General features: G+C 52.1%; 13 protein-coding genes. 4 read left to right on the top strand and 9 right to left on the bottom strand.

Annotated features, from left to right (window positions below; all coding sequences use genetic code 11):
* Positions 1 to 73: 73 nt before the first annotated feature.
* The 3 genes from PsAD37_RS03025 to PsAD37_RS03015 all read right to left on the bottom strand — a co-directional run bounded on the left by PsAD37_RS03025 (position 74) and on the right by PsAD37_RS03015 (position 3,172).
* Positions 74 to 568, bottom strand: a complete 495-nt coding sequence (locus tag PsAD37_RS03025; RefSeq protein WP_063294872.1) for an HPr kinase/phosphorylase — start codon at positions 566 to 568, stop codon at positions 74 to 76.
* A complete protein-coding gene (locus PsAD37_RS03020; protein WP_063294871.1) occupies positions 565 to 2,394 on the bottom strand; it encodes a sensor histidine kinase in 1,830 nt (609 codons plus the stop codon). Before PsAD37_RS03020 ends, PsAD37_RS03025 begins: the two co-directional genes overlap by 4 nt.
* Before the next feature lie 79 nt (positions 2,395 to 2,473).
* The gene (locus PsAD37_RS03015; RefSeq protein ID WP_063286425.1) at positions 2,474 to 3,172 is read right to left on the bottom strand and encodes a response regulator transcription factor; all 699 of its coding nucleotides are present in this window, start codon (positions 3,170 to 3,172) and stop codon (positions 2,474 to 2,476) included.
* Positions 3,173 to 3,596: 424 nt separating this feature from the next.
* On the opposite strand from PsAD37_RS03015, the gene PsAD37_RS03010 reads away from it, so the two are divergent.
* The 3 genes from PsAD37_RS03010 to PsAD37_RS03000 all read left to right on the top strand — a co-directional run bounded on the left by PsAD37_RS03010 (position 3,597) and on the right by PsAD37_RS03000 (position 8,096).
* A complete protein-coding gene (locus PsAD37_RS03010) occupies positions 3,597 to 5,207 on the top strand; it encodes a phosphoenolpyruvate carboxykinase (protein WP_063294870.1) in 1,611 nt (536 codons plus the stop codon).
* 200 nt (positions 5,208 to 5,407) lie between these two features.
* Positions 5,408 to 6,466: an XdhC family protein gene (locus PsAD37_RS03005; RefSeq protein WP_063294869.1), complete on the top strand. Its 1,059-nt coding sequence runs from the start codon at positions 5,408 to 5,410 to the stop codon at positions 6,464 to 6,466.
* Between the two features lies 1 nt (position 6,467).
* Positions 6,468 to 8,096: an NTP transferase domain-containing protein gene (locus tag PsAD37_RS03000; protein ID WP_063294868.1), complete on the top strand. Its 1,629-nt coding sequence runs from the start codon at positions 6,468 to 6,470 to the stop codon at positions 8,094 to 8,096.
* A 127-nt stretch (positions 8,097 to 8,223) separates the two neighbouring features.
* Here PsAD37_RS03000 and PsAD37_RS28260 read toward each other — a convergent pair whose 3' ends face one another.
* Positions 8,224 to 8,409 (bottom strand): hypothetical protein, encoded by a 186-nt coding sequence (locus tag PsAD37_RS28260; protein ID WP_193778204.1) that lies wholly within the window; start codon positions 8,407 to 8,409, stop codon positions 8,224 to 8,226.
* A gap of 68 nt (positions 8,410 to 8,477) precedes the next feature.
* Here PsAD37_RS28260 and PsAD37_RS02995 point away from each other — a divergent pair, with 68 nt between their 5' ends.
* The gene (locus PsAD37_RS02995; protein WP_063294867.1) at positions 8,478 to 8,693 is read left to right on the top strand and encodes a hypothetical protein; all 216 of its coding nucleotides are present in this window, start codon (positions 8,478 to 8,480) and stop codon (positions 8,691 to 8,693) included.
* 133 nt (positions 8,694 to 8,826) lie between these two features.
* Here PsAD37_RS02995 and PsAD37_RS02990 read toward each other — a convergent pair whose 3' ends face one another.
* From PsAD37_RS02990 to PsAD37_RS02970, 5 genes are all read right to left on the bottom strand, one after another.
* A complete protein-coding gene (locus tag PsAD37_RS02990; RefSeq protein ID WP_063294866.1) occupies positions 8,827 to 9,234 on the bottom strand; it encodes a F0F1 ATP synthase subunit epsilon in 408 nt (135 codons plus the stop codon).
* A gap of 79 nt (positions 9,235 to 9,313) precedes the next feature.
* Positions 9,314 to 10,738 (bottom strand): F0F1 ATP synthase subunit beta, encoded by a 1,425-nt coding sequence (atpD, locus tag PsAD37_RS02985; RefSeq protein WP_063294865.1) that lies wholly within the window; start codon positions 10,736 to 10,738, stop codon positions 9,314 to 9,316.
* A 25-nt stretch (positions 10,739 to 10,763) separates the two neighbouring features.
* A complete protein-coding gene (locus tag PsAD37_RS02980) occupies positions 10,764 to 11,651 on the bottom strand; it encodes a F0F1 ATP synthase subunit gamma (protein WP_057462967.1) in 888 nt (295 codons plus the stop codon).
* A gap of 33 nt (positions 11,652 to 11,684) precedes the next feature.
* Entirely contained in the window at positions 11,685 to 13,214 is a 1,530-nt protein-coding gene (gene atpA, locus PsAD37_RS02975; protein ID WP_057462968.1) for a F0F1 ATP synthase subunit alpha, read from the bottom strand.
* Positions 13,214 to 13,774 carry a F0F1 ATP synthase subunit delta gene (locus tag PsAD37_RS02970; RefSeq protein ID WP_084407647.1) on the bottom strand — a complete coding sequence of 187 codons (561 nt, stop codon included), beginning with the start codon at positions 13,772 to 13,774 and terminating at the stop codon, positions 13,214 to 13,216. Before PsAD37_RS02970 ends, atpA begins: the two co-directional genes overlap by 1 nt.
* Positions 13,775 to 13,982 lie beyond the last annotated feature (208 nt).

Here is a 13,982-nt window from a genome sequence, read left to right as displayed (position 1 = left end):
GGTTATTCCAATCCTACTTTGTTGAAGGACACGCTGCAGTGCAAGAAAAATCGGCATGCTCATACACAGAGGGCTAATAGTTGTGCACTGGATTAGTAAAAATAAGTGCATTCGCGAGCCGAAGAGCGGCTAAATGATCTTCTTTAGGTACTTGTTGTCGAATTAATTTGACTGAGCAAAGTTCACAAGTCTGCGCTTGCTCCTCCGGCAATCTATCGATTTCCTCTCGGGCTTCCAGATCCAGAACCATATGGATTACTGCAGTATCGAGGTAAGGAACATCGACAACGCCATAGCCTCGCAGCTCGGCCTTTCCCTTAATTGGATTTGGGCAAGCCCCTATTAATCGACTATTTTTCTCAGCAATGTAGACACGATCATCAGCAACGAGGGCTGCAAAACTGCCTTTAAGATGCGCGCGCTGTATAAATTCCAGCGCCAGCGCTGATTTGCCGGTACCAGAGGGGCCGCGGATCAGAATGCCTTTCGTGCCAACCACCAGGCACGTCGCGTGGATCGCTTGTCCCTCTGCTGCCTGTACACTTTGCTTCTGATCCAGTGTCGTCATGTGGTTGTTTTGGCCCTCAGTTTGATCACGAACCGGGCACCAAGCACTTTCGGCTCTTGCCCCTCTTCTTCAGAGGTTCGGTTCATGACCGAGATTTCACCCCGGTGTGCTTCAATAATCTGGCGGCAGATAGAGAGACCCAAGCCAGAGTTGTTTCCGAAGCCCTCATATTCCGGTCTATCCGTATAGAAGCGCTCAAAGACGCGTTCGCGGAGTTCTTCTTTAATACCAGGACCAGAATCTTCGACCCAGATGATAATCTGATTGTTCTTGCGCTTCGCCGTAACTGTAACAGGAGTTCCTTCTGGTGCAAACGAGCGCGCATTGTCGATCAGGTTATTGATGACCTGACCGAGACGCTGGTCATTGCCCTGCATCTGGAAATTCTTGTCAGTCTTGGATGGCTCAAACTTCAAGTCGACATGAGGGATATCATCACAAGCGCGTTCATTGGCAATGGATACGACAGCCTGCAACAACGTTGCCATATCAACATCGTGGGATTCTGCGCGAGACATTTCTGCATCAATTCGCGATGCTTCAGAGATGTCTGTAATCAAGCGATCAAGGCGCTTTACATCATGCTGGATGACTTCTAGCAAGCGTTCACGTGATCGCTCGTTCTTTGCCAATGGCAGTGTTTCAACGGCACTTCGAAGGGATGTCAGCGGGTTTTTCAGCTCATGTGCCACATCTGCGGCGAAGCTCTCAATCGCATCCATACGGCCATACAGAGCCTTGGTCATATTCCTCAGCGCACGCGCCAAATGACCAATCTCATCGTAACGATCTTCAAACTCGGGAATTTCTTCCCGCGTATTGATCGCTGATTGCACTTTTTGCGCAGCTTCTGACAAGCGGCGGACTGGTCCTGCGATAGTACCGGCTAACAGCACGGACAGGATCATCACCACAACAGCAGCAACGAGAAAGATCTTCAGGATCGCATTGCGTTCTGCGGCGACGATATCGTCAATGTCCCCGCCTTGTGTCGACAGGAGTAGTGAACCAAGGACACCGCGGAAGCGTTGAATTGGCACAGCCACGGCGACAACCATTTCGCCTTTTGCGCCAACACGTACAACGGATGCAGGGGAACCAGCCAGTGCGGCCTCGACCTCAGGGTATTCGCGCCCTTCCGTCCGTCCGACTTCTTTATATGGCGGGTACTCGCCACGGCGGATCCAGAGTTTCAGCTCCTCCCACATTTTCTGGAAGAAGGGATCCTTGCTTTCGTCCGGCGGCGGCAGATCGAAGCGGAAAATTTGGTTTTGGGCATGGAGCTGGCGTGAATCCAGCATCAACATGCCTTCGGGGTCGTAGATTCGGGCCCGTGTTTTGGTGGGCGATATCAGTCGCCGTAGTATAGGTCCGACAATCTCAGGGTTGATCGGGAAGTCCAGACTTCCCAGCGTTGAGCGAGCACTGGTGGACTCTCCGGCTTCCAGACGCAGCAGCATCTCCGGATCAACCATAAGAGAATCACCATCGCTTGTGGTGGACGCCGCAATGGCGCCTGCAATGATCTCGCCCTGAACCAGCAATGATTGAACGCGTGCATCGATCAGACCGGCCTGAAACTGGTTCAAGTACAGAATGGAGATCACCATCGCCAGAAGACCGACGAGGTTGAGCACCAGAATGCGGCGGGTCAAAGAAGAAAAGGCATAGATACCGGCGAGCGAGATCCAGCGCGTAAAGACGCGTTGGCGCACTTGCCTACGTCCCAACCAACGGAACGCACCTGTATGTTGCGGGTCAAGAGTATCAGGAGCGTCGTCTGCTTCGATGTCTTCCCGCTTTTGTTCTTCTTTATTTTCCGACATTCGCTCTTATCGAATTCTCAGGAACGGGTGTTCTCAGGCTTTTCCAAGCTTCAGACAGCCCAGCATGGGCTGCTTCAGATTAGTTCTCGCGGAAGCGATAACCTACACCGTAGAGTGTTTCGATCATATCAAAGTCATCATCAACCACTTTGAACTTCTTGCGAAGGCGCTTGATATGGCTATCGATGGTGCGATCGTCAACATAGACCTGATCATCGTAGGCAGCATCCATGAGCGCATTACGGCTTTTCACAACGCCTGGACGCTGAGCGAGAGCAAAGAGAATTAGAAATTCTGTCACTGTCAGCGTGACCGGCTTTGCAAGCCATGTGCAGGTATGGCGCTCTTTATCCATGACAAGGTTGCCACGTTCCAGCAGCTTGGAAGTCTCAGTCGCAGCACTTGCAGGATCTCGCGGTGCAGCACGGCGCAGAACAGCCTTCACACGCTCAACCAACAGGCGCTGGGAGAATGGCTTCCGGATAAAGTCGTCGGCGCCCATTTTCAGGCCAAACAACTCATCAATCTCGTCGTCCTTAGACGTCAGAAAGATCACAGGCAGGTCGGACATCTGGCGGAAACGGCGCAGCAGCTCCATTCCATCCATACGCGGCATCTTGATATCAAAGATAGCAAGGTCCGGCGGGTCGGCCTGAAGCCCTTCCAGTGCGACTGTTCCGTCTGTATAGGTCTGGACCCGATATCCTTCGGCTTCCAAAGCTATTGAGACGGATGTCAAAATGTTACGGTCGTCATCGACCAGAGCAATCGTTGGCATATCAGAGACCTTATTCCTCTCTTGCACGTTTCGCTACTTAGTTGGGATTTGAGATTAACTTGCGCGATCCCTAACCTCGAAATAAGGCAAAACCCTGTTTTAGCAAGATACTCGGAAAAATTCCTTATTTAGCGCTACTTTTGACAAGGTTTCGCCTGCCAAGTGCCATGTGTTCTTCATGAAGTGTATCGTTAAACGCTTAAAAGTGAAAACCAAGTTTGTGTCGAGTTTATTTTTATAAGCAAAATAAATCTATGCCAGCAAAAGGTCGTATTTCAATCGGTTTAATAGAAAAACGCAGGATTTCTGGTCTTGCTTTTGTAAGCATGACTGCCCCATCCAAGGGGCGTTATCGCTAAATTCACTGGCACAGTGCCATTGAATGACGCAAGCTAAATAGTGAGCCGATTAAGGACTACTGAACATGAACGAGTTCGGACTACGGAATTCCGCGTTTGGGTGTGACACCTTCGGACTGAAGGGCCTCAACAGTGTGTACTGGAACCTGACCGAAGCTGAACTTTATGAGCATGCTATCAGGAATGGTGAAGCACAGATCGCCGCTGGCGGTGCTCTTTGTGCCGAAACAGGTGCTCACACAGGACGCTCTCCAAAAGACAAGTTTGTTGTTCGTGATACCAAGACCGAAGATACGATCTGGTGGGAAAACAGCGGGGCGATGAGCCCGGAGAACTTCAATGTTCTTTTGCAAGATATGCTGGATCATGCTGAAGGCATGGACCTGTATGTACAGGACCTTTATGGAGGCGCTGACCCTGCGCATCAGCTGAACGTTCGCGTTTATAACGAGCTGGCATGGCATAACCACTTTATCCGCAACATGCTTCTTCGCCCGTCCCGCGAAGACCTGAAAAGCTTTGAATCAGAGATGACCATCATCGATCTGCCAAGCTTCAAGGCTGACCCAGAGCGTCATGGTTGCCGGAGCGAGACGGTTATTGCTTGTGATCTGACCAACAAGATCGTTCTGATCGCCGGTACTGCCTACGCCGGTGAAATGAAGAAGTCCGTCTTCTCCATGCTGAACTACATGTTGCCAGAAGACGGTGTGATGCCAATGCATTGCTCCGCGAATGTTGGCGATAACGACGATGCTGCCGTTTTCTTCGGCCTGTCCGGCACCGGCAAGACCACGCTTTCCGCTGATCCAGCCCGTACGCTGATCGGTGACGATGAGCACGGTTGGGGGCCAGAGGGCATCTTCAACTTTGAAGGTGGCTGCTACGCGAAAACCATTCGTCTTTCAGCAGAAGCCGAGCCAGAGATTTTTGCGACCACCCAGCGCTTCGGCACCATTCTTGAGAATGTTGTGCTGGATGAAGCTCGTGTTCCAGACTTTGACGATGGTTCCAAAACGGAAAACACCCGCTGCTCCTACCCTATTCACTTCATTCCGAATGCTAGTGAAAGTGGCCGCGCACCGAACCCTAAGAACATCATCATGCTGACGGCTGATGCGTTTGGTGTTTTGCCTCCAATCGCGAAGCTCAGTGATGCTCAGGCGATGTACCACTTCCTTTCCGGTTATACCGCGAAAGTTGCTGGCACAGAGCGTGGGGTCACTGAACCGCAGGCGACATTCTCCACCTGCTTTGGTGCGCCGTTCATGCCGCGTCACCCATCAGAATATGGTGCTTTGCTGAAAGATCTGATCCGTGAGCACAGCGTGGATTGCTGGCTGGTGAATACCGGTTGGACCGGTGGTGCGTATGGCGTTGGTCACCGTATGCCAATCAAAGAAACCCGTGCCCTGCTTCGTGCTGCATTGGACGGTTCTTTGAACACCGCTGAATTCCGCAAGGATGAGAACTTCGGCTTTATGGTTCCTGTTGCGGTGCCAGGTGTTGATACCAGTATCCTTGATCCACGGAGCACCTGGAGCAATCCAGCTGAGTATGACGTGCAGGCGGCAAAGCTTGTCGACATGTTCGCTGCGAACTTCCAAATCTTCCAGGATCACGTTGATGATCTGGTCCTTCATGCAGGCCCGATCACCAAAATTGCTGCTGAATAGTAGTCATCAGTCCCCCGAAGAGAGCGCTGGAGCGAAAGCCCCGGCGCTTTTTTTGTTTTACTGAACACTGTTCTGTTGTTGCATCCCCTTGAACAAGCAGGCTAGGCTCCTCATTCTATTAGGGCATCGTCCTATGTGAGATCTCTCAGGTTTTTCGCATAGGAGGACGCTTAGGGACCCTGTTTATTTGCGAGCCTGTCATGTCTGTTTCCACTTTGCCTCAAGAGCTTTCCAAAAACCTCGACGTCCTTGGTGTTGCTGAGCGCTGGCAATCAGAGGGGCGTAGACTGGTGCTGGCGACGGTGATTGAGACGTGGGGTTCAGCGCCGCGCCCTGTTGGCAGCCATCTCATTATTGATGAGAGTGGAGAGTTCGAGGGATCAGTGTCCGGCGGCTGTGTGGAAGGCGCTGTGGTTGCTGAAGCCATGGATGTGCTGGAAGACGGTAAAGCGCGAAAGATTGAGTTTGGTGTCGCCGATGAAACTGCGTGGCGCGTTGGCCTTTCCTGTGGTGGTAAGATTGGCGTGTATCTAGAGCCTCTGACATCAGAGGCGGATCACGGACATGTTCGCTTGCTGAACACGTCGAGAGCTGCACGCCAGCCAGCAGCGCTGCTTACCAATCTGGCAACCGGTCTGTCCTCTGTGATGCTTTATGGAGATGATGCAGAGGACAGTGCCATTGCCGCTGCTTTTGAAAACGGTGTTCGCAGTGGCAAATCAGGGCGAGTGCAGGCGCAAGACGGCGAAGAGTACTTCCTGAGCATGCAGGTTCCGGCCACGCGGATTGTGGCGGTGGGCGCTGTTCACATCACGCAGGCGCTGGTCCCGATTGCACAAACGGCAGGGTTTGACATTACGATAGTCGATCCACGCACTGCGTTTGCCTCTGAAGAGCGCTTCCCTGAGGTGCCGCTGCTGGCTGAATGGCCGCAAGATGTGATGGCACAGTTGAAGCTTGATCCTTTCACAGCTGTTGCTGCGGTGACCCACGATCCGAAAATTGATGATGTGCCGCTGATGGAAGCGCTGAAAGCTGGCTGCTTTTATGTTGGCGCGTTAGGAAGCCGCAAGACACATGCAAAGCGCTGTGAGCGCTTTCTCGCTGCTGGCATAAGCGAAGAAGACCTTGTCCGTATCAAAGCGCCGATTGGCCTTGATATTGGCGCTGCTAACCCAGCCGAGATTGCGGTGGCCGTGCTCGCAGAGATCATCGTAACTTTGCGTGGGACCAAGGCAGACCAGAAGAAGGAGGGCTGACGTGAAATTTGGAAGCAGATCAGCTGCAGAGAGTGCAGGATGTTACCTTGCCCACTCCATCAAACATAATGGCCTCTCCCTCTCCAAAGGACATCAGCTCAGTGATGCGGATGTGAGCCAGTTGATTGCAGCAGGGTTTGCGGAGGTTATTGTTGCGCAAGTTGAGGCAACTGATTTGCACGAAGATGACGCCGCTGCTTTGCTGGCCAACCATGCTTGCGGCGCAGCTGTTTCTGCTTCTACGCCCTTTACAGGACGGTCCAACCTTTATGCCTCGCAAAGCGGGATTTTACAGGTAGATGCTGAGAAAGTGACAGAAGCTAACCTGATTGATCCGGCTATCACGTTTGCCTGCTTGCCTCCGTTCACAGAAGTTCGCGAAGGGCGTATGCTTGCGACTGCCAAGATTATTCCGCTGGCCGTTGGTCAAAAGTTGGCACAGAGCGCTGCTGACAAGATTTCCGAGGCTATCTCGGTGGCTGCTTATACGCCTAAATCGGTTGCAGTCATTTCCACGACGCTTCCGCATTTGAAAGAGACCGTTATTGCAAAGAGCCTTCGTGTTTTGCAGGAACGGCTGGACATTGCAGCGAGTAGGATTGCTGCGGATGTGCGTGTGCCTCATGACGAAGACGCGCTCACGAATGCGCTCGGTACAGCGCAAGTGCAGGACGCTGACCTGATTGTTGTGTTTGGCGCATCAGCGGTGGTGGATCAAGGGGATGTTATTCCTGCGGCCCTTCAAGCCGCTGGCGGCGAGCTCATCCATTTTGGGATGCCGGTTGATCCGGGCAACCTGCTCGTTCTTGGGGAGCTGAATGGCACCCCAGTTGTTGGTGCACCAGGATGTGCGCGTAGTCCGCAAGAGAACGGGTTTGACTGGATCCTACGGCGCTTGCTGGCCAATATCCGCATTACCAGCAGAGACATCATGTCGATGGGGGTTGGCGGGCTTTTGAAAGAAATCCATAGTCGTCCTCAACCCCGAGACCATCCTCTCTCTGAGGAGGTTGACAAAGCCATCTGCAGCGGCATTCTACTTGCGGCAGGTAACTCCTCTCGCATGGGGGACCATAACAAACTGCTGGCGCTTATTGATGGGAAGCCTGTCGTCCGGCTCGTTGCCGAGCATGCGCTTGCAAGTAAGTTGAATGAGCTCATTGTCGTCACAGGCGCGATGGCCTCTAAGGTAGAAGAGGCACTTTCCGGGTTGCCGATCCGGTTCAGACATAATGCTGAGTACGATGAAGGGATCTCATCCTCCGTCAAAAAGGGAATCGAGAGCGTCAACGACCAATCACAGGCTGCACTCATTCTGCTCGGTGACATGCCTTTCGTATCTACGGATGACATCAATAAGCTTTTAAAGAATCACGATTCCATGCAGGATCAGCTGATCGGCGTCTCTACAACGCATGGCAAACGAGGCAACCCAGTGCTTTGGGATCGTGCGTTTTTTGATGATCTCCTTAGTCTGCGAGGTGATATTGGCGGCAAACCAATCATTCAGCAGAACCCTTCGGTGGTTTACACCGTGGAGCTTGGAGAAGCGGCGCGACGTGATTTGGATGATCCCGAAGCACTTCACAATGCCGGTGGTGTGCTGGGAAGGCACTCTGAAAAACCATAATTCGCCACAATTGATGAATCAATTTGGTGCAGTAACCACAACAATTCAGCAGAATTCACGTGGTGGTTAATATTGGTGCATACACATCCACTCTGTTATCTATTTGTTTTACTTGCACTATTGAAAATCAGAAAAATATTTTATCCAGATTTTCTTGTGTAAGCATTTTTACACAGCTAAAAATATCTGGCAATTTGGAAAGGGGAGAGATAATCTTTTCCCGTCCGGTAAATTTGTTTGCTTTTAATGTAGCAAAAGAAAATTCCGGTGATCCCATAATCAAAAATGGTTCCAACGATCCAACGGCGAGCATGGTATTCACGCTCCTCCCGCGTGCATGCAAGTGTTGATCGACTGGCTCCAAAGAACAAGGGTAGGTAAATGAAAGCACCAGTTATGCCTAAGGCGGGCCAGTGTAAGTGGACTGAAGGTGACAGCGGGAGCTATACATTCCCTTGCAAGAACCGCGCTGAAAATGGCTCTTATTGCGACCACCATCGCAAGATTGTTTACGAGACACCTGAGCAACGTAAAGCGCGTGCTGAGGAAATGCGCGCTGCAAACGCAGCAGCAAACAAAAAGAGACTTGCAGCCTAATCGACTGGGCTGCTCGTTCATCCTGCGCTCTTTTCTCCCGCTAACGGTTTAAAGAGCCTGCTTTCTGCATAGGCAGATACAAAAAAGCCTCGGCACTGCCGAGGCTTTTGTTTTTCTTGGCATCGAAGTGCAATCAGGAAGCTTTGATAGCTGCCTGCAGCTCTTGCAGCTGGGAAAGTACCAGCCGTGCAGCCTGACGTGCATCTTCGTCCTTAGCATCAGCTACATCTTCACTCGCATCTTGAATCTGCTGTGCGATGTAACCTGCATCAAGATCGGCCATCGGGATCGCCTGTTCCGCCAGAACAGTCATGCCAGACGCGGAAACGTCAGCAAAACCACCCCGCACGAAGTACTCGTGCTTGGAACCATCTTCGCTGAGCGCTTTAACAACACCCGGACGCATGGTTGACAAGAACGGCGAGTGACCAGCGCCAACACCAAATTCACCTTCAGAACCTGGCACGATTACGTCAGTAACCTTTGCCGAGAGCAGAAGGCGCTCTGGTGAAACCAGCTCAAACTGAAATGCTTCAGCCATTTAGCTCATCCTCTATCCGTTTCTAAGAGTGACGCCAAAAGCGTCACCCAAAGAAGTCACCGGTTCAAAAGAACCGAGATTAAGCAGCGTCCTCAGCCAGCTTAGCCGCTTTCTCGATTGCCTCATCCATAGAGCCAACCATGTAGAATGCAGCTTCTGGCAGGTGGTCGTATTCACCAGCAACAAGGCCTTTAAAGCCTTTGATGGTGTCTTCGAGCGCAACCAGCTTACCTGGGGAACCAGTGAAGACCTCAGCAACAAAGAACGGCTGGGACATGAAGCGCTCGATCTTACGTGCGCGAGCAACAACCAGCTTATCTTCTTCAGAAAGTTCATCCATGCCAAGGATGGCGATGATGTCCTGAAGTGCTTTGTAGCGCTGAAGTGTTTCCTGGACCTGGGTCGCAACTTCGTAGTGCTCGTCACCGATGATGCGCGGGTCAAGCATACGAGAGGAGGAATCCAGTGGATCCACTGCAGGATAGATGCCTTTTTCAGCGATCGCACGGTTAAGAACCGTAGTCGCGTCCAAGTGAGCAAATGTGGAAGCAGGTGCAGGGTCAGTCAAGTCATCCGCAGGAACGTAAACGGCCTGTACGGAAGTGATAGAACCTTTAGATGTGGTCGTAATACGCTCCTGCATGCCGCCCATATCGGTAGCAAGTGTAGGCTGGTAGCCCACAGCAGAAGGAATACGGCCGAGAAGTGCGGACACTTCAGCACCAGCCTGCGTAAAGCGGAAGATGTTGTCCACGAAGAACAGAACGTCCTGGCCTTTATCACGGAAGTCTTCCGCAATGGTCAGACCTGTCAGAGCAACACGTGCACGTGCTCCTGGAGGTTCGTTCATCTGACCGTAAACAAGAGCAGCTTTAGAACCTTCGCCGCCTTTTTCCTTGTTCACGCCGGATTCGATCATTTCCCAGTAAAGGTCGTTACCTTCACGAGTACGCTCACCAACACCAGCGAATACGGAGTAACCGCCGTGTGCTTTAGCAACGTTGTTGATCAATTCCATGATGAGAACGGTTTTACCAACGCCCGCACCACCGAACAGGCCGATCTTACCACCCTTTGCGTAAGGAGCGATAAGGTCAACAACCTTAATGCCGGTTGGAAGGATCTCAGCTTCTGTAGACTGTTCTACAAATGCTGGAGCTTCCTGGTGGATACCGCGTTTGGCATCATGTTCAATTGGACCAGCTTCATCAACAGGCTCACCAATCACGTTCATGATGCGGCCCAGAGTGCCGTCACCAACAGGAACTGCGATAGGTTCGCCAGTGTCGCGTACTTCCTGACCACGAACGAGACCTTCGGACGCGTCCATGCAGATTGTACGTACTGTATTTTCGCCCAGATGCTGAGCAACTTCGAGAACCAGACGGTTACCGCCGTTGTCAGTTTCCAGAGCGTTCAGAATTGCAGGGAGTTCACCTGGAAAGTGAACGTCGACAACAGCGCCGATTACCTGCGTGATCTGTCCGACTTTCGTGTCAGCCATCACTTAAATCCTCGTCTCAACTCGGTCAGAGCGCTTCCGCGCCCGCAATAATTTCAATCAGTTCCGTCGTGATCTGTGCCTGACGCTGACGGTTGTACGTCGTTGTCAGTTTGTCGATCATCTCGCCGGCATTACGCGTTGCACTGTCCATAGCGGCCATGCGCGCGCCCTGCTCGGAGGCACCGTTTTCAAGGATTGCGCTGTAAATCTGAATAGCGACGTTACGTGGCAGAAGAGTCTCAAGGATCTCCTGTTCACCTGGTTCGTATTCATAAAGCGCGTCCTCAGAGGAACCGTCCTGAGCTTCATCTTTCGCTTCAAACTGAGCTGGGATGAGCTGCTTGGCGGTCGGAACCTGACTGATTACCGATTGGAACTGCGCGTAAAACAGTGTGCAAACATCGTATTTCTCATCCTGGAACATTTCCATGACGAGATCGCCGATGTGCTTTGTGTCGCTGAATTCAACAGATTTCAGGCCGCGTAGTTCGATATTCTCTACAATGTACTGACCGTAGCCACGCTTCAGGGCGTCATGCCCCTTCTTACCAACGGTGACGATCTTGACCGTCTTACCTTCGGAAAGAAGTTTGTCTGCGTGTTCACGTGCCAGACGTGCTATCGACGAGTTGAAACCACCACAGAGGCCACGCTCTGCGGTGCAGACGAGGAGCAGATGTGTCTGATCCCGTCCTGTACCCGTCATCAGCTTCGGCGCATCATCCCGACCTTCGAACCCAGCTGCTAGATTGCCAAGTACTGTCCCCATGCGTTCAGCATAGGGACGACCTGCTTCTGCAGCATCCTGGGCACGACGCAGTTTCGCCGCGGCCACCATTTTCATGGCCTTGGTGATTTTCTGCGTCGCTTTGACCGAAGCGATGCGGTTTTTTAGGTCCTTGAGGCTCGCCATGGGCGCTCTCGTTCCTTATCCCGTTGCTTCGAATTAACCGAGGGTCTTGACGTAAGCTTCCACTGCAGCTTTCAGCTTGTCAGTCAAATCGGCGTCGAGTGCCTTCTTCTCCCAGATAGCGGAGAGAAGGTCTGCATGTTCTGCACGCAAGAAGCGCAGCAGGCCAGCTTCAAACTCGCGAACCTCACCAACCGGACGATCGTCCAGGTAGCCGTTCACACCAGCGAAGATCACTGCAACCTGTTCTTCCGTTTTAAGCGGAGAGAACTGAGGCTGTTTCAGCAATTCGGTCAGGCGTGCACCACGGTTCAGAAGCTTCTGAGTGGTTGCATCCAGATCAGAACCAAACTGCGCGAACGCAGCCATTTCACGGTACTGAGCCAGCTCACCCTTAACCGGGCCAGCAACCTGCTTCATCGCTTTAATCTGAGCGGAAGAGCCCACACGAGAAACTGACAGACCAACGTTAACCGCTGGACGAATGCCCTGGAAGAACAGATCTGTTTCAAGGAAGATCTGACCGTCGGTGATGGAGATCACGTTGGTCGGAATAAACGCAGAAACGTCACCACCCTGAGTTTCGATCACTGGCAGCGCGGTCAGAGAACCGAGGCCGTGATCTTCGTTCAGCTTCGCAGAACGCTCGAGCAGACGGGAGTGCAGGTAGAACACGTCACCTGGGTACGCTTCACGTCCTGGTGGACGACGGAGCAACAGGGACATCTGGCGATACGCAACAGCCTGCTTGGAAAGGTCATCATAACCGATCACAGCGTGCATGGAGTTGTCGCGGAAGTACTCACCCATTGTGGTGCCTGCGAACGGTGCCAGATACTGCAATGGAGCAGGATCAGACGCTGTTGCAGCAACAACGATGGAGTATTCCAGAGCACCAGCGTCTTCCAGAGCTTTCACGAACTGAGCAACAGTTGAACGCTTCTGGCCAACCGCAACATAGATGCAGTACAGCTTTTCGTGTTCGTCGTCAGATGCGTGCAAAGGCTTCTGGTTGAGGAAGGTGTCGAGGATGATAGCGGTTTTACCGGTCTGACGGTCACCAATCACCAACTCGCGCTGACCACGTCCGATTGGAATCAAAGCATCAATCGCTTTAAGACCTGTAGACATTGGCTCGTGAACGGACTTACGAGGCAGAATGCCTGGTGCCTTCACGTCAACGCGGCGACGTTCAGTAGATTCGATCGGACCTTTGCCGTCGATTGGGTTACCGAGTGGATCGACAACGCGACCCAACAGACCCTTACCTACTGGAACTTCCACAATAGCGCCGGTACGTTTTACCGTGTCGCCTTCTTTAATGTCACGGTCGCTACCGAAGATAACAACACCGACATTGTCAGTTTCAAGGTTCAATGCCATTCCCCGGATACCACCTGGGAATTCAACCATTTCACCCGCCTGGACGTTGTCCAGGCCGTAAACGCGGGCAATGCCGTCGCCTACGGAAAGTACTTGACCAACTTCAGTCACTTCAGCTTCTTGGCCGAAGTTCTTGATCTGGTCCTTGAGGATAGCGGAAATTTCCGCAGCCCGAATATCCATCAACCGACCTCTTTCATCGCGAACTTAAGAGAGTTGAGCTTGGTTCGCAGTGACGTATCAATCATCCGGCTGCCGATCTTCACGATCAGACCACCAAGAATGGATGAGTCCACCTTCACTACAATCTTCACATTCTTGCCCGTAGAAGCGTTGAGTGCTTCTTTAAGAGCAGCGACATGCTCAGCGTTCAATTCCGTTGCAGAGGTTACTAGAGCAGTAACTTCTCCACGTTTTGCAGCAAGCTGCTCACGGAAACCCTGAATCATGCTTGGAATGGCAAAGAGGCGCCTGTTTTGGGCAACCAACTTCACAAAATTTGCGGTCAGACCGGAAATTCCGGCCTTTTCCAAAATAGCAGAGATCGCCTTTAATTGAGCGTCTGCACTAAAAACGGGGCTCTTGATAAGACGATCAAGATCAGCACTCTCGTTCAAGAGTGCCTCAAACTGGTCGAAACCCTTCTCCACCTCTGCCGTCGCACCCTGCTCCTCAGCAAGGTCCAACAGCGCAGAAGCATAACGCAAGGCCACGCCCGAAATGAGAGATACGTTGTCAGTCACTGGATCCGTGCTCTCCCGCGCATACAAGATTCTGGCGGCTGGCTCGCCGGAAATCCAAATCCTTGATAAGTCGCGTCTAATTCAATTTGAATGGCACAATCTGAGATAACCGTGCCGATAAAGCCGCGCTTCGCATAGCACACGCTTGAACACCTTGCAACATGGCGTAGGTATTCCAACGCATACATTGAGGTATCAAACTTTCTGC

The organism is Pseudovibrio sp. Ad37 (assembly GCF_001623075.1).
Taxonomy (GTDB): Bacteria; Pseudomonadota; Alphaproteobacteria; order Rhizobiales; family Stappiaceae; genus Pseudovibrio.
The sequence above is the reverse complement of the archived record's forward strand: the minus strand, read 5'-3'. Positions and strand labels throughout refer to the sequence as shown.